The organism is Brevibacillus sp. 1238 (genome assembly GCF_029892995.1).
Lineage (GTDB): Bacteria > Bacillota > Bacilli > Brevibacillales > Brevibacillaceae > Brevibacillus > Brevibacillus parabrevis.
The window spans coordinates 168,194-190,937 of sequence record NZ_JARXWC010000002.1 but is presented as its reverse complement, the minus strand read 5'-3'; the positions used below and the strand labels follow the sequence as shown (position 1 = coordinate 190,937).

Genomic DNA, 22,744 nt, shown 5'->3' with positions numbered 1-22,744 from the left:
CCACGCTGCTATGTACTGCGTCGCCTAGTCAGGCGGAAACACGAGGATCATGCGAATAAATGCGCAGCTTATAAGCAGTACCAACTTTTTGAGCCACTTGTCTACTCGCCGCTGGCAGCGACGATAGACGAATATGAACACACAGTAATTCAGTCCGATCCTGGCAATCCAGCATATCGTCACAGTTGCGTGAAAAGAAAGAAACGGCAGCAAGTAGGAAAGCCATTTGGTGCTATTCACCGATACAACAACCGCTAGAAAAAAGAAAAACAGGGAGAGCCACTCCCAGCTATTTTTCCGATCAAAAAAAATGGAGAAGTCCGAAATACAAGGTAAACAGCAAATATACTACGAGAATGGCAAAATCAAGTGCAGCGATTCGCTGGTGTTCCCCTACGATTGCAGCAACAGGCCCCATGCTGATCGGCTGAATGATGCCTCCGCTTACGGCATGGTCAAAGTTAACGACTTGAACGAAAATATCGAAGCGCTCTTTCTCGATTTTTTCCACGCGACATACGGAACAGCTTGTCCAAAATATTGCGCCGGGTCTGGGACCACAATTCCTTTCGCGCCAATCTCCTGGCCATCAACGATTAACCGATGGGCAGAGCGAATCAGCGGTACGCGAAAAGCGATCTGCCCGGCTTGCTCGGCATCCATCACCACGGTTAACCGATACGTCCCGTAGCCTATGGCGCTGCGGGCATCGTCAGCATTCAAGCTTGGCCCCCAATTTCCGGGGGTCTGAATGTATGGGAAGCTGGCAGGCTGATTTTCCGGTAGCCTCGAAAGGAGCTGGCCCGGATAAAACTCCCACTCTCCCTTGAGCTTGAGCGGCTTTGTTGCGCCTTCCGTCCACCCGCGCAAATCCATGACTCCTTGTTTGGCTACCGGATCGTGATCCCAGTCAAATAACGACAGCATATTGACGCAGATCACTGCTATTACAACGGCACTCAAAATCGCAATCCGCTTTATGTTCATGCCCTGCCCCCTAGCGCTTTACGGCTTGCCCAGACAAAGACTATCGTTTCGGAGCGCGAAACCCTGCTGCTTGCGCCTCTTCTTCTGTGGCAAACCACATTTCCGCCTTCGTTTGCTCGTAGCTGGCCGAGCCGGGAACATGGTAAATTTTCTCGCCTTTGGCGTTGATGTTGCCTTTGATCGCCTTGCCCTCTGGCGGGGTGTCGCTGTCCGCGGACTTGCTCGGCTGCGCTTTGGACTCATCCTTGGCTTTGTCCTTTTTGCCTGCCGCTTTTTTGTCTGCGTCCTTGGCGTCTGCACCCTGCTCGCCTACATCCAGCCCCCACAGCCCGCGGTTGCCTTCCCGCGCTTCCCGCTCTGCGGTCAAAAACAAATCGGCCTGGGCCACATTCGGCGGGATGGTCATAATCCGCGCATACCCTTCCCGCACCAGCTTTTCGTTGACGAACGTCCCGTCTTCCATGTACACGTAAGCGAGCAGCCGCTGGTATTTGTCGTACGGCTCTACATCAAACTTGAGCGTGACCTTTTTGCCCGTCAGCAGCTCTTTCGTGTAATTGCTTGCTTCTTTGCCGTACGGTTCGACGGGATGGTTAGGCTTGACCGTTTCCGGTGTATCGACTCCGATCATCCTCACCTTTTCCCCGCTCGCCAGCTCAAACGTATCTCCATCGACCACGCGTTTGACGGTCGCCGTCATTTCTCCGTTTGCCTTTGGTCCTTCTGCTGTAGAACAAGCCGCAAGCAAAAGCGCTACCGCGAACAGGTACATCACTAGCTTTCGTTTCATTTTGTCTTCTCCTCTTCCGCATTGCTTCTCGTTATGACTGCTTTCGTAAAAACCGTCTGACACGCGAAAAAACTGACCCAGAACGTGTCAGTTTTACGCGATTGCGATTTTTATGATTTTATAATTCTCCCCCACAATTTTCAAGCAAAGCCCTGCCTGTTCTACTCTTCGATATAATCAGACAGCATATCTCGCTCCAGCGGAACGTAAACCAGGGAAGGGGCCGTCTCGCCCTTGATCCAGACGTAAGCCAATTGCAGGGGATGGCGCTCTACGTACTGTTTGGCGGCTTCGACAGCGCTTGCTTGCCGGTTTGGTTTGTGCGCAGCCTGCTCCTGTTTCGGCGGCGTCTTCTGAAACCCGACGATTTGACCAGTCGCTGCTTGGACCGTAACGGTGTAGACAGGCAAGGCAGCAGCGTCATTTGCTTTGGACAACGCTTGAAAATAAATGCGGTAAGCCAGTTTGTCCTGTTCGACTTCCATGACTTGCAAGCCCGTCACTTCCGAAGCGAGGTAATGTTGCAGGAACGAAGCCGCTGTCTGTGTCGCTGCCGCAGCATCTTTGGGAGCGGTTGTCCTGTCAGAAGCAGCCGGCAGACTTTTGTACTCCAGTTCCACGACCTCTCCCGTGGAGGAAACGGTTTTTAGCGCGATGCTGCCGCCGTTCTCCAAGCGCCACCGATAGTTGCGCGTGTCCAAAAAGTCGTTCTCCGCTCGCCAGAACGTTTTTTCCACCGTCAAGCCAAACTCGCTCGCCACCAACTGCACAGCCTCGTCTTCCGTCGTCACCTTCCAGCTTGTCCGCTCGGCATCCAGCTTGTACGTTTTGCCGCGCAACGAGTCATGTGCCTTGTCAACGCCGATCAACTGCCCGCTTTGCGCATCGAGGAAGCCCATCAGAGCCGGATCGTAGCCACTCGTTTGCGTCTCGGCAAAATAAGGCGTCAATGCTTGGACGAGAATCGTTTCGGCCTCCGCTTTTTCGATGGCAGCAGCCGGATCAGGGAAAAGCTGCTCGCTCCATTTGCCTCCTTGAATCTGCTTGGCCGCAATTGCCTTCCCGTTGTTGCGCTCATCCAACCCGACCGTGTAATGCTCGTTGAGAAACGGAAGCCCGTTTACTTGACGCACAAAGACGTGCTGGTTTTGCTTCGGATCGGCAAGCGATTCGACCAGCTTGTACTGACGCTGCTCGGCTCCGATCAGCTGTTCCAAATAGGCCGCCGCCTTTTTGGTTGCGCTGCCATCGGCTGTTGCTGCATACGGCTCGGCTGGCGCGACGGTTTGGCTCGTCGGCGGGACAGTCTGCTTTCTCGTTTCTGTTCGTGTCTCTGTTGCCTTTTGCTTAGTTGGCTTCGCCTGCTGTTCCTTTTCCTGAGCAGCTTTCCCGTCCTTTTCTCGTTCCAGCGGAGAAGTCTTCTGTGCAGACGGCGGATTCACGGTTTCGTAGGAGGGCTTCGCCTGCTCCGAATTGCCAGGCAGCTCCTGTTTCACGGAAGGAAACGCCAGAGAAGTGCCCCATACAGCCAGGGCAAAAAAAGCAGCCGTCTGCAGCGTCCAGCTTGCCGTCCTGCTCATTTTGCTGCGCCTGTCCATCTCGCGCGCCTGTTTGGACAACACCCCTTGCAGCCGCTTGATTTCTTCTGTTCGCGGTGCAGGTACATTTCCGCCAAGTCTTTTCATGCGTTCGTGCAGGAACTCGTCATCTTCCCAATACATGCTTTCCCCCCTCACCTGCTGTTCGCACGTTCAACTGTTTTTGAATCAGCTTGATCGCGCGGTGATAGTCCACTTTTACTTTTGATTCGGATATGCCGAGAATTTCCGCTGTTTCTTTTATGCTGCACCCTTTGATGGAACGTAAAATAATAGCTAGACGATATTTGGGTGGAAGCGCGAGAATCGCCTGTTTCAGCTCTTGGTCCCGTTCTTTTTCTACAAACAGCTCTTCCGGCAAGCCATCCTTGGCTGGCAACTCGCTGAACCACCAATCCGCAAAAAAACGTTGAAATTTCCGGCGGCGATACAGGTCGATTGCCGCATGTTTCGCTATGGAAAAAATCCATGTTTTCATCCGGACTCTTCCGTCATACCGCGGCAATGCTTGCAACACTCGTATAAAGACTTCCTGGGTGATGTCCTCGGCATCGCTCCGATTCCCGATAAAATGATAGAGGAAATAGAAGACATCCTGGTAGTACGTGTCGACCAGGTTCGCAATCCGCTCTTCGTACGTTTCGTTCATTGGGTTTCCTCCGTCTCCCCATCCCTAAAAGGTGCGCCTGCCCGCTTCCGCGAAAGGGCAGGCACACGCTCTATCCGTAAACTATTTCCGAGGGATACTGCTTCCTGTCACGGCATCCACATATTCCTGTACACTTTCACTCTTCGCAGACTTGTACACGAGCAGCGGATTCGGCTGGCGCTTGCCATCCAATACTGGCTCCAGATAGACCAGGCTCAGCGGATGATGTTTCAAATACTCCTTGGCTACTTGCTCGCGCGGAACGATGTTGGCCGGATCGGGATAGACCACATTTGCCGGTTTGGAAAATTCACCGAACAGTCCGATCACTTTGCCCGTTTCTTTGTCGATCGTCACCTGATAAGCATGGTTTAAGACGGGCAAACCGTTTTGCGTGCGGTAAAAAGTGAAGCGGTAAGCGTTCGGGTCTTTCAGATAGGAGCTTGCATCTAACGCTACCGCTTTCGTCTCTTTGTCCAAGTAGACTTGCAGCACCTGCACGGCTGCTTTCCTCGCTGCTTCCACGGTTACTTTCTGCTTTGGCTCCACATATTGGCTCGGTTCCAGACTCACATCGATGACTTGTCCGGTTGCTGCTTTAACGGATACGTTCGCAACGAATGTTCCCTTTTTCCAGACATAGTTTTGCACCTTGCCCTCTGGCGTATCTTCCGCAGCCCGCTCCACGTAAGTAGCGTCCTCTGTATTGAAGCCGATGATCGTTTTCAGCAATGCCGCTGCTTCCGCTTTGTCTTTTGCCGTCAAAGTCTTGCCCTGCGGCGATACGGGAAGGAGGGCACCAGAAAGATCGGGTTCATAGTAAAACTGCGAGTGCTGCGTCTCTACCGATTGTCCGGTTTTGGCATCGAGCATGCCCGACCAGGACACATGATAGGTCAGCATCATGCTCTTGCCGTCTTTTTGCAAACGATACGCAGGTGTCATCCACTCGGCAATTGCTTTCTCGGCTTGCGCTACAGAGATGGCCTCTTCTTTCTTCGGCAAGTTTGCGGAAGACAGCGGATTGCTTGCGGCATTCGCCATCAGCCCTGACACTTCGCCGTTTCCGTTCACGCTGACGAGCAAGTTGCGCTCAAAAAACGGAATGCCGTTTACCACGAGCTGATAACTTGGTGTTCCTAGTTCTTCGGACCGTTTGGCGTCGAACTGGTAGCCTTCCGCAGCATCACCGAGCAGCTCGCGCAAAAACACGTCCGCTTTTCTCTTCTGCTCGTCGGGCGACAGCTCTTCGTCGCCTGCATCATCCGCTGCATATTCGAAGCTCTGAATGCTGCCTGTTTGCTTGTTCAAATAAATGGTCATCGCCGCCTCTTTATCTTCTTCCAGCTTTCTGCGCTCGACGACGATGACGTCACTGTCCTCATCCAGACTCACTTTTTCAACGGGCAACTGCTCCATGTACGGCAGAAGCTTTTCCAGTTTCGCGATCGTTTGCTGCGCGGCTCCCTGGGCTTGTGCTGCCGTGCTGTCGGCTGACTTCGCGCTCGCTTGAACTGCCCATGCGGGGCTTGCTGCCAAAAGGGTTGCAGCGACAATTGACATGACGGCACTGTTCCATTTTTTCATTTTCCTTGCCTCCTGAATGGTGAATGTTGTTTTTTGTTGCTCACTGGGTTATTCGCATGAGTTTGGAAAAGGTTACAAATTTTCGCAGCTTGCTCGCAAAAGCTTGTCCCAGGCAAATTCTCTGCGCGCTTCCCAGCGTCTGTGCCCGGCAGATGCCAAACCGAAAAAAACGACCTTCCACAAGGTCGTTTTGTCTATACGTACAGACTTAGTCACGATCGGCGCTAAACAAAAACAGCAGAACAACCACGACAATGATAATCCACAGAAACTCATCGTTATCGCGATCAAAAAAGCCATCGAACAGACCCATAGTGGAGTCCTCCTTTCCTTCTCGTTACAGCCTATGCAGAAGGCTAGGCACGTGTCAGCGATTGGAAGAGCCCAAAAGTAAAGGAATGTTTTAGCGCAGTCTGGCGATGAGCAAATGCGTGTAGACGGTCAGTTGCTTCGCCTCGATTTGAAAGCCGAGAGCGTCAAGCTCTGCAAGCAACCGGGAGCGATCGGCGTAAAACCGATCGTGGATTTGCATGATCGCTTCGTCTTTGCCTTCTCTGGTCAGCTCAGCGATGTGCGCCTGCCTGTGCCCTTCATCCACAAACATGAAATCCGCAATCACTAGGCGCCCTGTCGGCTTCAGTACACGGCGGCACTCCGCCAAGGCGAGCAGCTTTTGCTCATCGTCGAGATGGTGCAGCGCGTAGCTCGTCGCCACAAAATCAAAGCGATTTTCCAGAAACGGGAAGGCGAAAAAGGTGCCGAGCTTCGTTTCCATGGCAGGCAGTTTGCTGCGGCAACGGTTCAGCATTTGCGGCGACTGGTCAAAGCCGCTCATGATCGCTCCCTGGCTGACCAGCCGTTTGGCGAGATTGCCTGTACCCGTGCCTGCGTCCAGTCCGATCTCCCCGTGAATCGGGCCAAGTGCGGCGACGACCTCGTCCAGCACTGTCTCGTATGATTGGTGGGCGTTAAAGCTTTGCGATTCGCTGGTGACCCAGTCATCGTAATAGTTGGCGATCTGGTTGAAATTCCAGCGATCCACCCAGTTGTCGCGGGACTGCCGCAACCGTTTGTTCGCCTCAGCCAGCTCGAACAACTCGGCTGGATCGATCGTTTGACTGTGTCCGATCCGCTCGATCATCGCTTCTGTCGTCTGGATGACTTTGGCCATTTCCACCCATCGCGTGTACATGAAAGAGCGCTGGAGATCCAGATAATGCAGCAGACTGCCTTCCTGCTCCTTCATTTGCGAGAGCAGCTCGCGTATATCGTCAATCGACATGCCGACCTCGCGCAGCGTGATGATCGTTTGCAATCGCCATACATCTTCTTCGGTAAAATGACGATACCCGGACTCATCTGCTTTGGCTGGCTTGATCAGCTCTTTTTCTTCATAATAACGAATCGCTCTTGGCGTAATTTGCAGCCTGCGCGCCATATCATTGATCAGCATGCATTTCTCTCCCTGTCAGCTTCTTATCGGTATCATATACCTTACCGTTGCGTCAATGTACAGGGAAAAACGAAAAAAAACTGCCTGTGCGGCAGCTTTTTCTCAGGTTGCTTCTCTTGTATCCGCCTGTCAGTGGCGGGCAGGCTCGGAAATTTCCTGAAGCGCATCGCTCGCCTCATCGTGGTGTACTTGGCGGATCGCCATGTCCGCAATCGCGACAATCCCGACCAGCTTGCCGTTTTCTACGACAGGCAGGCGACGAATTTGGTGCTCAGCCATGATTTTTGCTGCTTCATCGACCGTCATGCCCGGCTGGCCGAGAACGATGTCCTTGGTCATGACGACCTCTGTCGCCGTCGAGCCTTCATGCTTCTCGGCCAGGCCGCGAATGACGATATCGCGATCCGTAATTACCCCGATCACATCGTTCTTTTCATCGACAACCGGAATGACACCGACGTTCCAGTCGCGCATTTTGCAAGCTACTTCGTACACATTATCCTTAAGCGTCACCGTTGCGACATCTTTGGTCATAATTTCGCGCAGTGTGCGGTTTTCCACTTTCGCCATCTTGTTCTCCTCCTTTTGCTGTTTGCTAATGAACGGTTGTAGTGTGTCCTCTCTGCTCTCATTTCATGCGCTGCAAAAGGGTATGATAAGATCGTGGCGGAACAGAGTTATGCATTGCGCTTCTTCCAAAAACAGACTATCATTAATAAGTGAAAATCTCACCATTTGTAGGAGGAAAAAGAATGGTTATCAAGGACACGGGGATTGGCACGAAAGAAGTTTTTTTCGCTGATCTGGAACATTACATGAGCGAACTCGGCTTTGATCGTGGCGCCTGGGATTACAAGCACGCTACATACGATTATAAAATCCAAGATAAAGGAAACGTTTACTACCTGCGCATCGAAGCAAACGTGACCGAAGGCAAGCTGGAAGATTCCCACGCTGTCCTGAAATTGGATGAGCCGTACATGGGCAAACACCTTTTCCCACACGGATTGGACTACGACTATCCAATGCCTGATTCCGTTGTAAAAACTGCCAAGCTGAAACTGCAAATGCTCGGCGAAAAGCTTTCCTCGCACTAATTTCAAAATGAAAATGTCTTGCGATACAGAGAGGTATCCCCTCTCTGTTTCACGTAGAAGGGGGTATTACCGTGAAGACGAGGGGCGTACCTGACTTCCTGCTCCTGTTTTTAACTGCCCTGATTGTCGGGTTTGGTATTACCATGGTGCTTAGCTCAAGCTCCATTTTCGCCCTGACCAGCTTCACAGCCAATGGCTGCTCCTATTGCAACGGGGACGAGCTGTATTTCGTGAAGCGGCAAATTCGCTTCCTCCTGATCGGTGTCGTCGGCATGCTGGTCGCCATGAATATTCCCTTCTCCTTTTACAAACGCAATTTCCTGCTGATTGCGATGGTGAGCTTCTTCATGCTCGTGCTCGTACTGATTCCGGGAATCGGTGTCAATATCAAGGGAGCGCGGTCCTGGTTCCAAATCGGCTCATCCAACCTGCAACCAGCAGAGTTTGCCAAGCTTGGCCTGATCTTGTACCTGGCGGCCATTCTCTCGAAAAAAGGAGAAGGTGTACGCAAACTCAAGTCAGGTTTGCTGCCGCCGCTCATGGTCACAGGTTTGTTTTTTCTCCTGATTGTCGTGCAGCCCGATCTCGGGTCCGCCGCCATTTTGCTCGGGAGTGCTCTCGTTGTGATGATCTGCGGCGGGGCCAGACTTCGTCATCTGATCGGCCTCGGCGGTCCGGTTGTCACCGTCGCCTTGCTTGCCTACATCACGACGAAGTCTCACGCCTTGAACCGGATCAACTCTTACCTCAATCCTTGGAACGATCCAAGCGGAACCGGGTACAACATCATTCAGTCGTGGATCGCCATCGCTCACGGAGGATTGTCCGGGACTGGCTTCGGGAAGAGCATCCAAAAGTATTTGTACTTGCCCGAGATGCATACCGACTTTATTTTCTCGATCATTACTGAGGAGCTTGGCTTCATCGGCGCTTCCTTGTTTTTGCTGGTTTATTTGCTGTTTTTGTTGCGCGGCATCCATATTTGCCTGCGCGTCAAAGACACGTTTGCCAGCTTGGCCGGAATCGGTGTCGTCACGATGATTGCCTTGCAGGCGATCTTGAATATCGGTGGCGTAACCGGACTGATCCCGCTGACAGGCGTGCCGCTGCCTTTTATCAGCTACGGGGGGTCATCCCTGCTCGTTTGTCTGATCTCGACAGGCTTCTTGCTGAGCGTATCACGTGAGGTCAGCCGCCAAAAGCTGGAAGAACAGATGAAAAAACAGCCGTACTCGATGTAGGGCGCCTATTCGTCTCCAAAGAAAAAACGGCCTGCTGTTGCGCAGGTCGTTTTTATTTGCTAATATCGACGGTCTCCACATGCACGTTGACCGCATCCACAAACAGTCCGGTCAAGCTCTCCACCGCTTCTTTCACCTTTTCTTGCAGCGTGTGGCAAACGTGATGAATTTGCGATCCGTAACGGACCGATACCCGCATGTCAATGATGACCCTGTCCTCCGTTACCGCTACCGTGATTCCTTTTGCACCGCCATTCAGCTTTTTCGCCAAATCTTGATACAAACCGCCGGATCTCACCGAAATCTCCAATACATCCTCTACTGCCACAGCGGCAATGATCGCGATCACTTGATCGGCCACTCTGATCTCGCCCAGTCTTTCAGCCATCAGGATGCCCTCCTCTTTTGACCGAATGATAACGGCTGTTCCCGTGTTATCTGATTTTTCTTTCATTATAAACAAATCATGCTTGGGCTTGGAAGGGGATTTGTTTTTTTCTCTCGGTTAATGTCGGAGCGGTGCAATGAATGTCAAGCAGTGTCAAACGATTGCTGGCGAGCGCTTGCTGCAAAGCCGGCTCCAGCTCCGCAGCGCTGCGCACCGACACGGAGTCAGCCCCGCACGCCTTGGCCCACAGGCAAAAGTCTGGATTTGTCAGCCTCACGCCGAAGGAGCCGTAGCCTTCCTGCTTCATTTTCAACTCCTCCAAGCCGAGCGTCTGGTTGTTGACGACGATCAGCGTGATCGCAAGCTGCTGCTCCACCGCCGTCATCAGCTCCGCGAGGTTCATTTGCAGTCCGCCGTCGCCTGTCACACACACGACTTGTCTGTCGGGAAAAGCGAGCTTGGCCGCAATCGCGGCTGGCAGGCCGAAGCCCATCGTGCGCCACTTCCCGGAAAACAGCGGGTACTGCCTGACTGCGCGAAATGCGCGATTAAACCAGATCGTATGCTCTCCGGTATCGAGCGCCACAATCGCGTCCTCCGCCACCATTCGCCCTACTGTATGCAATAACAACTCCGGCTTCACCGCTTCGTCGGGCGATGACGCCTTGCTGATTTGCTCATTTTCCGCCCAAAGCTGCTCATGCCAGCTCTCTACTCTCTGTTCCCAAGCTTCGCCACGCTGACGATTTTTTAAACGGGCAAGCCACAGCGGCAATACGTCCAGCAGATCGGCAGTGACGGAAAGAAGCTTCGGCTGTGCATGCATAGACGTAGCAGCATGATCGACCTGAATAATCGGCAGATGCTTCGGAATAAACTCTTTTGGAAACCAGCTCGCCCCCAAAATGACGAGCAAATCCGCTTCGTCAAGCGCTTGCAGCACCCCCTCGCTTCCCCCTTCACCCAAGCCGCCCAGCACAAGTCGATGCGACTCCTCGATGGCCCCTTTTGCCCCCAAAGACAAAACAATCCCGGCCCCAAGCTGTTCAGCGAACCGCAAGCAAAGTGCCGCCGACTGCCGCGCGCCAATCCCGAGCAAAACGAGCGGCGCTTTGGCCTGCATGATCTGGTCAGCCGCCGATTCGATCTCTACGCGATCACCCAGCACGCGCGGGATGCGTGGCAATGACGGAAGGATTGTCGCTTGCGTTTTTTCGGCAAACACATTTTTGCAAATGGACAGATGCGCGACGTCTTTTTGCTGCGCGGCGGAAACAAAAGCGCGATGGAGCACCTCGCCCACGGCATCTGGTTCAGTCACCGTCGCCTGATAGCAGCTGATCGGGCGAATCATGTCTTCCTGCGCCACATACTGCTTGTAGCCGCCCCCGAGCTTGGCTGTCTCGACTTGTCCGGTAATGGCGATGACAGGAACGCGGTCTGTATGCGCGTCCGCCAATCCATTGAGCAGATTGACAAATCCCGGCCCCATCGTCGCGGTACATACCGCCGGCTTGCCAGTCAGCTTCGCTTCCGCACTCGCCATCATCGCGGCGGCAGACTCGTGTTTGCATGCGATATATCGCAGCTCTGACTGCTTCCCCAGTGAATCCAGCCAGGCAAAAATGCCATCCCCGGCCACTCCGTAAATGCGTTTGACTCCCCATTCGGCGAGCTGCCTGGAAAGATATTGCGCCACAAGCATCGTTACTCCTCCATTTCTTCGTTAGCGAAAAGTCAATGGTAGTGTACGCATTCTCCAATATTTTACTAGGGCCTGTTGTAGAAAGATGGAGAACCTAACAATTATCATCAGCTGATAAGCACATTCCCAAAGGAGGATCAAAAATGAAGCAGCCTGTGAAATGGCTGATCGCACTGGCAGCAGTAGCAATCGTCGTCACCACCGCCGTCATGGCTTCCCCGCTGCGTTCTGACGCATTCAGCCAACAAGTCGTCAAAGTCGGCACAGAAGGAAGCGATGTTCGCGAAATGCAATACCGTCTCAAGCATTTAGGGTTTTACACCGGAACGGTTGACGGTATTTTCGGCTGGCGCTCTTACTGGGCACTCCGCAACTTTCAGTATGAGTTTGGTTTGCCCGTAGACGGCGTTTTGGGGCCGAAAACGAAAGTGAAGCTGTACAATGCCACCAAAAACTACAAGCCAACCGCTGCGGATTTGGGCGCGTCGCAGGCGGCTCCAAGCGCACCCGCGCCAAGCAATCCGAAAAAAGAGACGTACCACGCCGCCAACATATCAGCCAACGACTTGCGGCTGATGGCAAACGCGGTATACGGCGAATCTCGCGGCGAGCCGTACATCGGTCAGGTAGCCGTTGCGGCGGTCATCTTGAACCGGACGAAAAACCCCGCCTTCCCGAACACGCCAGCCGGAGTAATCTTCGAGCCTCGCGCATTCACTGCCGTAGCGGACGGACAAATTTGGCTGACCCCAAACGAACAGTCCAAAAAAGCGGTCAACGATGCGCTGAAAGGCTGGGACCCAACCGGAGGAGCCATCTACTACTTCAACCCGGACACAGCCACATCCGGCTGGATTTGGAGCCGCCCGCAAATCAAAAAAATCGGCCGGCACATCTTCTGCCGATAAGCCCGAAACACGAAAACAGGCACTACAGTCAACAAGACTGCGTGCCTGTTCCCTTTTGTCCGCAGAAACTGCGTTCATTGCGAACGCTGGGTCTGCATATGCTCTGCCATTTTGACAAAGCGCTCTTCTGATTCCGTCGTGCCGCACACTCCACACTGGATCATGTATGAGTCGCCTTTATACGGCTGATGAAAAATGTCCAGCTCCTCGCTCGACAGTTGCTGAACTACCTCGCCTGTTTGCGGGTCGAGACGCATGTAGCGCGGTACTTGCTCAATGATCGTAAAGCGCATCCGGTTTGACTTGCATGTAGGACAAAGCATCGGCTTGGTCATAAAAGCACCTCCCTGTCTTGTTTCATCGTTTAGTTTCTGTCAGAAGAGGAACTCTATACCTATCTTCCTAATTCCGCGCAGGGACCAACTTTTTGGTACAAAAAGGAAGACAATGCTGGTATGATTCAATAGGTAGGTAAGTAATTTGATTCTGCATCTGAGGTGATCACATGAATTTACGACTTTTCTTTTCGCTCGTCGGAGCATCTGTGCTGCTGGCTGCCTTCGCGCACTACTTCACAGAAAACGAGTTTTTCCAATTTGCTACCTCCGCCCTGGCGATTATTTTTCTCGCGGCCTGGCTCGGCAAATCGACGGAAAGCGTCGCGCATTACGCCGGTGACCGGATCGGCGGGTTTTTGAACGCTACTTTTGGCAACGCCGCAGAACTTATCATTGCTTTTTTCCTCGTCAAGGAAGGCTTGTTCGACATGGTCAAGGCATCGATTACCGGGGCGATTATCGGCAACATGCTCCTCGTGCTCGGACTCAGCGTGTTGCTTGGCGGACTCAAGTACAAGGAGCAAAACTTCAACAGCAGACTCGCTGGTCACAACGCTTCGCTGATGACGCTGGCGATCGTCGCGCTGTTTATCCCTGCCGTCTTCATGAGAGAGCTGCCGCCTGTGAAAATTGAGACGCTCAGCATCGTCATCGCGATTTTGCTGATCATCGCCTACGTTCTCTGGCTGATTTTCTCGATGATTACGCACAGCGACTTTTTGTCCGATATCGAGCCGCACGAAAGCGACGCGGTCTGGTCAAAAGGCGTCTCCATCCTGATGCTCGCCATCTCGACCGTGTTTGTCGCCGTCGTCTCCGAGTGGCTTGTGCACGGCGTCCAGCACGTCTCCCATTCGCTTGGCTGGTCCGAGCTGTTCGTCGGTGCGTTCGTCATCGCCATCATCGGGAACGCCGCCGAGCACAGTGCTGCCCTGTTGCTCGCCATGAAAGGACGGATCGGCGCTGCCGTGGAAATCGCCATCGGCTCCAGTCTGCAAATCGCGCTGTTCGTGGCGCCCACACTCGTTTTGGTCAGCCTGTTGCTCGGCAATCCGATGGATATCGTGTTTACGCCATTTGAACTGGCCGCCATCGGAGTCGCTACGTTCATTACGATCTCGATCACAAAAGACGGAGCGACCAACTGGTTCGAAGGGGTGCTTTTGCTTACGGTGTACATTATTTTGGGTACAGCCTTCTTCTTCGCTTGACGAGCGCGCGCATGACTTTCCTCGCTATCGCAACGGGAAGAGGAGAAGTCAGTTTCACTAAAAAAGGAGTGCATGCGGCAGTTGACGCCGTTGCACTCCTTTTTCGTGAATGGATATTACCAGATCCCGAGCATTTGCATGAACACCAGCACAATCGCCAGCGGGGAAACGTATTTCAACAGCAACAGCCAGATGACAAACAACCGTTTGCTGAGCGGGGAATGGTCAGCCCGCAGCTCCTCGATCAGCACTTCCCGCTTCATTTTCAGCGGGACGAAAATCGCGATCAGCAAAGCCCCAAGCGGCATCAAAATGTTGCTGACGAGAAAATCGAACGCGTCGAAAATCGATTTGTCAAACAGCTTGATGTCGCTCCACACGCCAAACGACAAGGCGGAAGGCGCTCCGACGATGAAAATGAGCAGCCCGATGATCCAGGACAGCCGCTTTCTTTTTGCTTCGTTCCCTTTTGTCAGAGACGCGACGATGATCTCCAGCATGGAAAAAGCCGAGGTCAGCGTAGCAAACAGGAACAAAGCGAGGAAGATCAACAGGAAAAAGCTGCCGAACGTAATCTTTTCAAACACGGATGGCAAAACGATAAACAGCAGACCTGGCCCAGCCGTCGGCTCCATGCCGAGCGAGAAAACCGCAGGGAAAATCGCCAGTCCTGCAAACAGGGAGACGAAAAGGTTCAGGCCGACGATCGAGCCAGCGGAACGGACAAGGCTTTCGTTTTTCGCCAAATACGAGCTGTACGTCACCATCACGGATACCCCGACGCTGAGCGAGAAAAACGATTGGCCCAGCGCGTACAAGATCGATTCCGCACTCAGCTTGGAAAAGTCCGGACGGAGGAAAAACGACACGCCCTCCATCGCTCCCGGCAATGTCAGAGAACGGAACATCAGGACGAGAAAAAGAATAAACAAGGCCGGCATCATGTATTTGTTCGCGGATTCGATCCCGCTCTGCACGCCGCGAGCCACGACCCAGGCCGTGATCAGCATGAACACGAACTGGGCGGCAACAGAACCGAATGGAGCGGAAATGACTTCTCCGAAAAGTTGCTCGTACGAAGCACCCATCAGTTGCCCCGTCACCCCGCGCAGCAAGTAAGTAAGAATCCAGCCCCCGACGACACTGTAAAACGACAGCAGCAAAAAGCACGTCACGACTCCAAGCCGACCGATCCAATGCCACAAAGTACCCGGCGCAATCGCGCGATAGGCGCTGATCGCTTCTTTTTGCGTACTGCGGCCGATGACAAATTCACCAAGCAACAGCGGCAAACCGATGACGAGCGTAAAAATCAGAAACAGACAAAAAAATGCTCCTCCCCCGCTCGTCCCTACCATGTACGGGAATTTCCAGATCGCCCCCAGCCCAATCGCCGAGCCAGCCGCAGCCAAAATAAAACCGAGACGGCTCGTCCATTGCTCTGTTTGATTTTTCATGATCAATCACTCCTCAACTATACATACATCTTGTTCCAATGGAATAAAAAAAACCCGCCCCAAAAAGGGACGAGTTGTTCGTTTCTCGCGGTACCACCCTAGTTAGGCATCGCCTTTTTCCCAAAAGACATGCCTCTCCTCGTCATTGATAACGGGTATGACCCGGACTCTCCTACTAGCGGCGCCATGCGTTCAGAGGTCAGCTCCAGAGTGAATTCTACGAAGACTATTCCTGCGGCCGCTCTCAGTCTTTGGCGGCGCTTCCCTGTCAGGCAGCACTTTCGTATACTACTCTCTTTCGTTGCTATTTTCCTATGCGAGGGGTCGGCCGAACATAAAAAAAACCCGTCCTAAAAAGGGACGAGTCTGTTCGCGGTACCACCCTGATTAAGCACCAAGAACGCTTGACGTTCCCGGCACTTCACTTGCTCATCGTTAACGGAATGACCCGTTTCCTCCTACTTGGCCTGGGCCGTTCAAAGGGCTGCTCTGGAGGGAATTCCACGAGGCTCACTTCAAAGCTGCTTGCAGTCTTCGGCAGCTTCTCCCTGTCAAGCGATGTCATTCGTGTACTGGTCTCCGTCATTGCATTTTAGTTGTTATTGAAATGCTAGTGTTAAATTTAATATATACAACACAAATAGGCAAGACTTTTTTCAAAAAACGAAAAGCGAGGATGATCACCGCTCTCCTCGCCTTACTTTTGATTGAACAGCTCATGGAGAGTCGCCAGCTTGCGCTCCAGTGAACCCATGATATCACGGCCGATTTCTTCACCAATCAGTCCAAGGCGCACTGCATACTCTACTTCACGGGAAAGCCCGAACATTTGTGTATCAAGCACTTCTTCATACAGTGGGCACTGCGGCATGGTCAGGTTTTCCATCTGCACGTCGATTAGCTTGTAAATCTTGTCTGCGTCCGCTTTAAGAAGTGCTAGCGCTTTCTGTTCCAAGTCAGGAACCTTAATTTCTGTCAAAACCTATCCCTCCGTTTGCCTCCATCCTTATCATACATAGTACGCGATTCTGGGCCATTTGAAAAGGGGAGAAGCTAGATCAACTGCAAGAAGCTAAAAGATGCCAAGATTCCATTCTTGTGAGAGAATCTCAAGCAACTTGACTCCGGCAACCGAATTTCCTTTCTCATCCAGAGCAGGTCCGAACACGCCGATCCCCATCCGCTGCGGCACAGCTGCCATAATGCCGCCAGCCACCCCGCTTTTCGCCGGAATCCCGACATCGATGGCAAACTCCCCGGATGCGTTGTACATCCCGCAAGTCACCATGAAAGTCTTGCAGATGCGAGCAACTTCTCGTGGAATGATTCTTTCTCCTGTATGAGGGATTAGGCCATCGGCGGCGAGCACCATGCCCAATCTCGCCACATCTTTTGCCGTTACCTCGATGGCGCAATGACGGAAGTACAGATCAAGCGTCTCTTCCACATCCGTGGTCAGCACTCCGCTGTCCTTCAAAAACCAGGCGAGCGCGCGATTGCGGTCAGCCGTCCGCTTTTCCGAGCGGTACACCGCTTCATTGACAGACAGCCCAGGATTCCCCGTGACGCTGCGCAGCAGGGTCAGAATCGCGTCCAGACGCTCTTCCACGCCATTGCCCTGAATCATTCCCGCAACCGCGATCGCCCCTGCGTTGATCATCGGGTTGAGCGGCTTGTGCGGCTTGATCGTCTCCAGCTTGATAATCGAATTGAACGGGTCGCCTGTAGGCTCCTTGCCTACCCGCTCAAATACATGCTTGTGTCCGTTTTGGCACAGGGCGACGACCAGCGAGAAAATTTTCGAAATGCTCTGTAGGGTGAAAGGAACATCCGCGTCTCCCGCGGATACAATCGTCCCGTCCGGCATACAGACTGCCGCGCCCAGCATCCGCGCGTCTACTTTTGCCAATTCGGGTATATATGCTGCTACCTTGCCTTGTCCTGTATATTCGCTGGCCGCTTGTACTTTCTCGGCCAATTGATTGGATGCACTCTCGATGTCCATCTGTTATCCCCTCTATCCATACTCGTGATGCATATGAATAGATTGTAGATTTGAATGCGTCGGCTGTCAAATTGTGGGACGCTATTCCATGATCGCCCGCTTCAGCCGCTCCATCGCTTCCACAACGACAGAGTGAGGGCAAGCAAAGTTGACGCGCTGGAAGCCTTCCCCTTCCTGGCCGAACACAAGGCCGTCCTGAAAGCCGAGCTTGCCTTTCTCCCGAAGCAGGCTGCTCAACTCGGCCTGTTTCAGTCCCAGGCTGCGAAAGTCCATCCAGCCCAAATACGTCGCTTGCGGAACCGGCATGCGAACCGCTGGCACGTGCTCGGCCAAAAAGCGGCTCATATAAGTCGCGTTTTTGTGCAAGTAGGAAAGCAAAGCTTCGAGCCACGGCTCCCCGTAGCGATAGGCAGCAATCGTCGCCTCCATCCCGAACAGGTTCACATTTTCACAGCCCATTCGCGAAGCCGTCACGGCAAAGTCACGCAGCAATTGGCGATTTTCCGTCAACAGGTAGGAAGTAAACAATCCTGCCAGATTGAATGTTTTCGATGCCGCCAAAAACGTGACGCTCTGCCTCGCCAGCTCCGTTGGCAACGAGTAGTACGGAACGTGGCTGCCTTTTTCATAGACCAGATCGGCGTGAATCTCATCCGCCACGACGACGACCCCGTGCTCCACGCAGAGCGTGCCCAATCGCACAAGCTCCTGCCTCGTCCAGACCCGTCCAATCGGATTGTGCGGACTGCACAGAAGCATCAGCTTTACCCGTGGATCGCTCAGCTTGTTCGCCAAATCATCCCAGTCCATCTCATAATGCCCATTTTGCTCCACCAAGGAGCTGCGCACGACTTGCCTGCCGCGATTTTCCACCGCATGAAAAAACGGATGGTACACGGGAGTCTGGATCAGGACGCGCTCCCCTGGTGATGTATATGCCTCTATCGCCACATGAATGCCAGGAATCACACCGGGAATGCCCGTCATCCAGCTCGTCTGCACCTCTACTCCATACCGTCTCTGTATCCACTCCTGCAAGCTTTCATAAAAAGCCGCGCTTTTCAGCGGATACCCGTAGATCGGGTGCATCGCCCGCTGCGTGATCGCTTCCGTCACTTCCTTGGGACATGCGAAGTCCATGTCGGCCACCCACATCGGCAGCACGCCTTCTCCGTTCACTTTTGGATTGTCAATGTCCCATTTTACACTCTCTGTCCCTCTTCGCTCGATTCTCGCATCAAAGTCGTACACGTTGTCCCCTCCCGCATATCCGAAAGCTTCCGGCCATTTTGTCCTTTATTTTTACAACTATGTCCAGCATACCCCCTCTTGGCAAGATTGTCCAAGCGTGAGGCGAAAGCAGCGTTTGCCCTTTTTCAAAAAGGTATAGTAAAATGCTAGATGATTGAGAAAGATGACGGAGGTATGCATCATGTCTGATGTTATCGTGTTTAAAGGGGCCGTAACTTACCCCATCACTTTGGACCCGACTGTTTGGGTGTTCGACGATCGCAAGTTTGATTTGAACGCGTACACGGGTGAAGACGACCCTGCTTTGTCCAAACAAATGCAATATTTGCAAGGAACAGGAACACAGTGGGACAAGGAATTGCGCGAAGGCGCCCAGCTGCCGTCCGAGCGCAAAAGCTTGGCCGAGGAGCGCAAAGTGCTGGAAGGCGACTACGGGATTCGGCTCGATCCGTTCATCACTAACGCCGCTCCGCTGCCTGAAGCCACCCATGTCCGGCTTCATCGCGAAAACCAGGAGCCGATCGTCCTGCCGATTTCCGAAGCAAGACGGGCGATTTTGCAGTTTGCCAAGGCCGGAAAACCGATTAAAGAAGACGGGCCGGTTTACTTTTACTTGCCGGAAGTTCTGCTCAACAAGGAAGCGCCGATTACCGGAATCACGGCACTGGAGTTTTTTTCTGCCTGATCCCGCACGGCACTGTTTTTGAAAAAAGAAAGAAAAAGCCATCCTCTAACTGAACAGTCGCTCCCATCAATCAGGAGGACTGCTCATGGCCAAGGATGGCTTTGTCGTTTAGGTCTTATGTGTTGTGGTTGCACTGTGCACTCAGGCGCTGACCTGTGTGATGCGAATGTTTCGTGTCTGCATCTCTTCGCGAAGCAGTTCAATAAAAGCAGAATCTAGCTGAAGGTCGACAGCACGATGATATACTTCTATCAGCATTTGGTCACTCAAGTATTTCACCCTTGCTCACCTCCATCCTGTCGTATGAGTTCATTGTACCAGATGATAGAGTATCGAACAACCGTTCTGATATCCACAAAGCATGTGGAAATGTTGTGAGTAACTTGTGGGCAGCCTGTGTGTAACAAACAAAAACGCGGGATTCCCTATGTGGATTTTTCTTCCACTTTTATCCACAGGTAGTCGAATTTTGTCGAACGATTGAAGGATAGATTTCAGCGCTGCCAACGATAAAAAAACAGCCATCCTTGACGCCGGATGGCTGTTTGCTCTGTTTTTACGCGTTTGCAGTTTCCGATACGTGCAGCACTTGCTTGATGCGATCGATTGCCCAATCGAGATCTTCTTTGCTGATCACGAGCGGCGGAGCAAAGCGGATCGTTGTTTCGTGAGTCTCTTTGCACAAGAGGCCCAGTTCTTTCAGCTTCTCGCAATATGGACGAGCCGCTGTAGTCAGTTCCAGTCCGATGAACAGACCGCGACCGCGAATTTCTTTGATGATCGGGTTGTTGATTTCACGCAGTTTTTCCATGAAGTACGTTCCCATTTCCAGGGAGCGTTGCACGAGACCTTCATCGGCAAGTACGTCCATAGCGGCAATCGCTACTGCGCAACCAAGCGGGTTTCCGCCAAAAGTGGAGCCGTGGGAACCTGGCTCGAACACGCTGAGGATTTCTTTGTCAGCAGCTACAGCAGAGATCGGGAATACCCCGCCGCCGAGCGCTTTCCCCATGATGTACATGTCTGGCTTGACGCCTTCCCAATCGCTTGCGAACAGTTTTCCGGTACGGCCAAAGCCTGTTTGGATTTCGTCGCTCACGAGCAGCACGTTGTTTGCTTTACATACGGCTTGTGCTTCCTTCAAGAAGCCTTCTGTCGGAATGATAATGCCCGCTTCGCCCTGAATCGGCTCCAGCATGAATGCTGCGGTGTTTGGTGTAATCGCTTGCTTGAGTGCTTCAATATCGCCGTAAGGGATGATTTTGAAGCCTGGAGTGAACGGTCCGAAGCCGCGTCTGTACTCTTCCGCAGAAGAGAAAGAAGTAATCGTTACGGTACGGCCGTGGAAGTTTCCTTCACAGACGATGATTTCTGCCTGGTTTTCCGGTACTTTTTTCACATCGTAAGCCCAGCGGCGAACAGCTTTGAGAGCGGTTTCTACTGCTTCCGCACCCGTGTTCATCGGGAGGATCATGTCTTTGCCAGTCAATGCGGACAGCTTTTCGTAAAACTCGCCCAGCTGGTCATTGTAAAAAGCGCGGGAAGTCAATGTCACTTTGTCTGCCTGATCTTTCAACGCCTGAATGATGCGTGGATGGCGATGGCCTTGGTTCAAAGCGGAGTAAGCACTCAGCATATCCAAGTATTTGTTACCTTCTGGATCTTCTACCCAAACACCTTCTGCTTTGGAAATGACGATCGGCAGCGGATGGTAGTTGTGTGCGCCGTATTTTTCGGTTTGATCAATGACAACTTTTGTTTTCGTCATGGTGGTAGCCTCCTTCGGTTTCACTTGCCAATCTTAATCAAGCAAGAATGATGCCAATATAAAAAACGTGCGAAACGGCGCAATGGAATCCGTTTTCAGCAAAATTTTTTTGCATGCGTTTTCCTTATAATTTTGCAGGTGCATAGACATTTTGCACATCGCCTGTTCTATGATATGATACTGTCACGAAGAAAGGCTGGTGACCCATTGTGTCGACTTCAAGGCAAGAATCTTCCCTCGACACGTTTTTGCGCATTTACGAACATATCCTGGACAGAATGAACGAGGGCGTCCACGTGATTGACGCCACTGGCACGACGATTGTGTACAACCAGAAAATGACCGAGCTGGAGTCGATGGCCCGCCAAGACGTTCTGCACAAGCCTCTGTCGGAAGTGTTCCAATTCCACAGCGGTCAGGAGAGCACGCTGCTCACCTGCTTGCGAACAGGAAATAGCATACGCAATACGCGGCAAACGTATTTCAATGACAAGCAAAAAGAAATTACGACGATCAACAACACGTACCCGATCATCGAAAACGGGCAAATCATCGGCGCGATGGAGATTGCCAACGATGTGACGAAGATGGAACGGCTGATCAGGGAAAACCTGCTTGCCAAAAACGGCTCCCGCTACACCTTTGAGCAGATTATCGGCAAAAGCGGCCCGATTCTCGATGTGATTGAAAACGCCAAACGCGCGGCGCGCACCTCCTCCTCCGTCCTCGTCGTCGGCGAAACCGGAGCCGGAAAAGAACTGTTCGTGCAAAGCATTCACAACGCCAGTCTGCGCTCATCCGGCCCGCTTATTTCGCAAAACTGCGCAGCGCTTCCCGACAGCCTCATTGAAGGCTTGCTGTTCGGCACGGCACGCGGCGCTTTTACCGGAGCCGTGGAAAGACCCGGTTTGTTCGAACAGGCAGAGGGCGGCACTTTGTTTCTGGACGAAATCAACTCGCTTAGTATGCCTCTGCAAGCAAAATTGTTGCGCGCCCTCCAGGAGAAGTCGATCCGGCGCATCGGCGACACGAAAGACCGGGCCATTGACGTGCGGATCATCGCCGCCATCAACGAAGACCCTGTCGAGGCCATCGCCAATTCGCACCTGCGAAAAGATTTGTACTACCGTCTCGGCGTCGTCACGCTGTTTTTGCCCCCGCTGCGGGAACGCAAAGAAGATATTCCCATGCTCGTCTCGCATTTTATCGAAAAGTACAACGAGCTGTTTCAAATGGAAGTCGCGGGTGTCTCGGCGGATGTCCTGCAATTTTTCCAGGAGCATGACTGGCCGGGTAATGTCCGCGAGTTGCAGCATCTCATCGAAGGCGCGATGAATTTGATGGTGGACGAGACGATGATCCGCTACGAGCATCTGCCGCTGCATTTTTTGCGCCGCTCCCCTGCAAGCGCCGTCGTGATCGAACAAGCGCCGCCCCGTTCGCTTCCTTTTATCGAAGAAGGAAAATCATTGAAAGAAACGATGCAGGAGTTCGAAACCGCCTATATTCACCACGTCGTCGATCGTTACCACGGCAATATTTCCCGGGCGGCCAAGGAGCTGCAAATCAGTCGGCAAAGCTTGCAATATCGCTTGCGCAAATTGGGAATCAAAGGATAAAAAAACA

21 protein-coding genes, 1 pseudogene and 2 other annotated features are annotated in these 22,744 nt (G+C 52.7%); of the genes and pseudogenes, 6 read left to right on the top strand and 16 right to left on the bottom strand.

Features of this window, described 5'->3' with window-relative positions; genetic code table 11:
* Nucleotides 1-444: 444 nt before the first annotated feature.
* From M2298_RS04700 to M2298_RS04670, 7 genes are all read right to left on the bottom strand, one after another.
* A complete protein-coding gene (locus tag M2298_RS04700) occupies nucleotides 445-987 on the bottom strand; it encodes a hypothetical protein (RefSeq protein WP_280648280.1) in 543 nt (180 codons plus the stop codon).
* Between the two features lie 40 nt (nucleotides 988-1,027).
* Nucleotides 1,028-1,777, bottom strand: a complete 750-nt coding sequence (locus tag M2298_RS04695; protein ID WP_217021738.1) for a thermonuclease family protein — start codon at nucleotides 1,775-1,777, stop codon at nucleotides 1,028-1,030.
* A 161-nt stretch (nucleotides 1,778-1,938) separates the two neighbouring features.
* Nucleotides 1,939-3,498 carry a hypothetical protein gene (locus M2298_RS04690; protein WP_274875207.1) on the bottom strand — a complete coding sequence of 520 codons (1,560 nt, stop codon included), beginning with the start codon at nucleotides 3,496-3,498 and terminating at the stop codon, nucleotides 1,939-1,941.
* Nucleotides 3,482-4,024 (bottom strand): RNA polymerase sigma factor, encoded by a 543-nt coding sequence (locus M2298_RS04685; RefSeq protein WP_280648279.1) that lies wholly within the window; start codon nucleotides 4,022-4,024, stop codon nucleotides 3,482-3,484. The genes M2298_RS04690 and M2298_RS04685 overlap by 17 nt, the downstream gene beginning before the upstream one ends.
* 81 nt (nucleotides 4,025-4,105) lie before the next feature.
* On the bottom strand, nucleotides 4,106-5,611 hold the full coding sequence (locus tag M2298_RS04680; protein ID WP_280648278.1) for a YcdB/YcdC domain-containing protein: 1,506 nt from the start codon (nucleotides 5,609-5,611) through the stop codon (nucleotides 4,106-4,108).
* A gap of 403 nt (nucleotides 5,612-6,014) precedes the next feature.
* Nucleotides 6,015-7,064 carry a MerR family transcriptional regulator gene (locus tag M2298_RS04675; protein WP_122965783.1) on the bottom strand — a complete coding sequence of 350 codons (1,050 nt, stop codon included), beginning with the start codon at nucleotides 7,062-7,064 and terminating at the stop codon, nucleotides 6,015-6,017.
* A 129-nt stretch (nucleotides 7,065-7,193) separates the two neighbouring features.
* The gene (locus M2298_RS04670) at nucleotides 7,194-7,634 is read right to left on the bottom strand and encodes a CBS domain-containing protein (RefSeq protein WP_063230771.1); all 441 of its coding nucleotides are present in this window, start codon (nucleotides 7,632-7,634) and stop codon (nucleotides 7,194-7,196) included.
* Nucleotides 7,635-7,816: 182 nt separating this feature from the next.
* On the opposite strand from M2298_RS04670, the gene M2298_RS04665 reads away from it, so the two are divergent.
* Nucleotides 7,817-8,161, top strand: coding sequence for a YugN family protein (locus tag M2298_RS04665; RefSeq protein ID WP_063230770.1), 345 nt, complete (start codon nucleotides 7,817-7,819; stop codon nucleotides 8,159-8,161).
* Between the two features lie 71 nt (nucleotides 8,162-8,232).
* Nucleotides 8,233-9,402 (top strand): putative lipid II flippase FtsW, encoded by a 1,170-nt coding sequence (ftsW, locus tag M2298_RS04660; protein ID WP_122965782.1) that lies wholly within the window; start codon nucleotides 8,233-8,235, stop codon nucleotides 9,400-9,402.
* Nucleotides 9,403-9,454: 52 nt separating this feature from the next.
* Here the strand turns inward: ftsW and M2298_RS04655 are convergent, their stop codons facing one another.
* Nucleotides 9,455-9,790, bottom strand: coding sequence for an Asp23/Gls24 family envelope stress response protein (locus M2298_RS04655; protein WP_173595731.1), 336 nt, complete (start codon nucleotides 9,788-9,790; stop codon nucleotides 9,455-9,457).
* A gap of 76 nt (nucleotides 9,791-9,866) precedes the next feature.
* Nucleotides 9,867-11,495 carry a thiamine pyrophosphate-binding protein gene (locus tag M2298_RS04650; RefSeq protein ID WP_280648277.1) on the bottom strand — a complete coding sequence of 543 codons (1,629 nt, stop codon included), beginning with the start codon at nucleotides 11,493-11,495 and terminating at the stop codon, nucleotides 9,867-9,869.
* Between the two features lie 257 nt (nucleotides 11,496-11,752).
* Between M2298_RS04650 and sleB the strand changes: the two are divergent.
* Nucleotides 11,753-12,403, top strand: a pseudogene (gene sleB / locus M2298_RS04645) (spore cortex-lytic enzyme); the annotation flags it as partial.
* 74 nt (nucleotides 12,404-12,477) lie between these two features.
* On the opposite strand, the gene M2298_RS04640 reads toward sleB, so the two are convergent.
* Nucleotides 12,478-12,738 carry a hypothetical protein gene (locus tag M2298_RS04640; RefSeq protein ID WP_122965778.1) on the bottom strand — a complete coding sequence of 87 codons (261 nt, stop codon included), beginning with the start codon at nucleotides 12,736-12,738 and terminating at the stop codon, nucleotides 12,478-12,480.
* A 170-nt stretch (nucleotides 12,739-12,908) separates the two neighbouring features.
* On the opposite strand from M2298_RS04640, the gene cax reads away from it, so the two are divergent.
* Nucleotides 12,909-13,952 (top strand): calcium/proton exchanger, encoded by a 1,044-nt coding sequence (cax, locus tag M2298_RS04635; RefSeq protein WP_063230764.1) that lies wholly within the window; start codon nucleotides 12,909-12,911, stop codon nucleotides 13,950-13,952.
* Nucleotides 13,953-14,068: 116 nt separating this feature from the next.
* On the opposite strand, the gene M2298_RS04630 is transcribed toward cax, so the two are convergent.
* The 4 genes from M2298_RS04630 to M2298_RS04615 all read right to left on the bottom strand — a co-directional run bounded on the left by M2298_RS04630 (nucleotide 14,069) and on the right by M2298_RS04615 (nucleotide 18,665).
* Nucleotides 14,069-15,409, bottom strand: coding sequence for a sodium-dependent transporter (locus M2298_RS04630; RefSeq protein WP_280648276.1), 1,341 nt, complete (start codon nucleotides 15,407-15,409; stop codon nucleotides 14,069-14,071).
* A gap of 62 nt (nucleotides 15,410-15,471) precedes the next feature.
* Nucleotides 15,472-15,720 (bottom strand) — a binding site (T-box leader).
* 42 nt (nucleotides 15,721-15,762) lie between these two features.
* Nucleotides 15,763-16,004: a binding site (T-box leader), on the bottom strand.
* Nucleotides 16,005-16,106: 102 nt separating this feature from the next.
* Complete coding sequence (locus tag M2298_RS04625; RefSeq protein WP_063230762.1) at nucleotides 16,107-16,388, bottom strand: Fpa/YlaN family protein; 282 nt, start codon at nucleotides 16,386-16,388, stop codon at nucleotides 16,107-16,109.
* A gap of 93 nt (nucleotides 16,389-16,481) precedes the next feature.
* Nucleotides 16,482-17,414 (bottom strand): glutaminase A, encoded by a 933-nt coding sequence (glsA, locus tag M2298_RS04620; protein ID WP_280648275.1) that lies wholly within the window; start codon nucleotides 17,412-17,414, stop codon nucleotides 16,482-16,484.
* Nucleotides 17,415-17,495: 81 nt separating this feature from the next.
* On the bottom strand, nucleotides 17,496-18,665 hold the full coding sequence (locus M2298_RS04615; RefSeq protein WP_280648274.1) for a MalY/PatB family protein: 1,170 nt from the start codon (nucleotides 18,663-18,665) through the stop codon (nucleotides 17,496-17,498).
* A 181-nt stretch (nucleotides 18,666-18,846) separates the two neighbouring features.
* On the opposite strand from M2298_RS04615, the gene M2298_RS04610 reads away from it, so the two are divergent.
* Complete coding sequence (locus M2298_RS04610; protein ID WP_122965774.1) at nucleotides 18,847-19,350, top strand: hypothetical protein; 504 nt, start codon at nucleotides 18,847-18,849, stop codon at nucleotides 19,348-19,350.
* Between the two features lie 141 nt (nucleotides 19,351-19,491).
* On the opposite strand, the gene sda is transcribed toward M2298_RS04610, so the two are convergent.
* Nucleotides 19,492-19,629, bottom strand: coding sequence for a sporulation histidine kinase inhibitor Sda (gene sda, locus M2298_RS04605; protein WP_063230759.1), 138 nt, complete (start codon nucleotides 19,627-19,629; stop codon nucleotides 19,492-19,494).
* 277 nt (nucleotides 19,630-19,906) lie between these two features.
* Complete coding sequence (locus tag M2298_RS04600) at nucleotides 19,907-21,118, bottom strand: ornithine--oxo-acid transaminase (protein WP_122965773.1); 1,212 nt, start codon at nucleotides 21,116-21,118, stop codon at nucleotides 19,907-19,909.
* Between the two features lie 278 nt (nucleotides 21,119-21,396).
* Here M2298_RS04600 and M2298_RS04595 point away from each other — a divergent pair, with 278 nt between their 5' ends.
* Nucleotides 21,397-22,737 carry a sigma-54 interaction domain-containing protein gene (locus M2298_RS04595; RefSeq protein WP_229049948.1) on the top strand — a complete coding sequence of 447 codons (1,341 nt, stop codon included), beginning with the start codon at nucleotides 21,397-21,399 and terminating at the stop codon, nucleotides 22,735-22,737.
* Nucleotides 22,738-22,744: the final 7 nt, after the last annotated feature.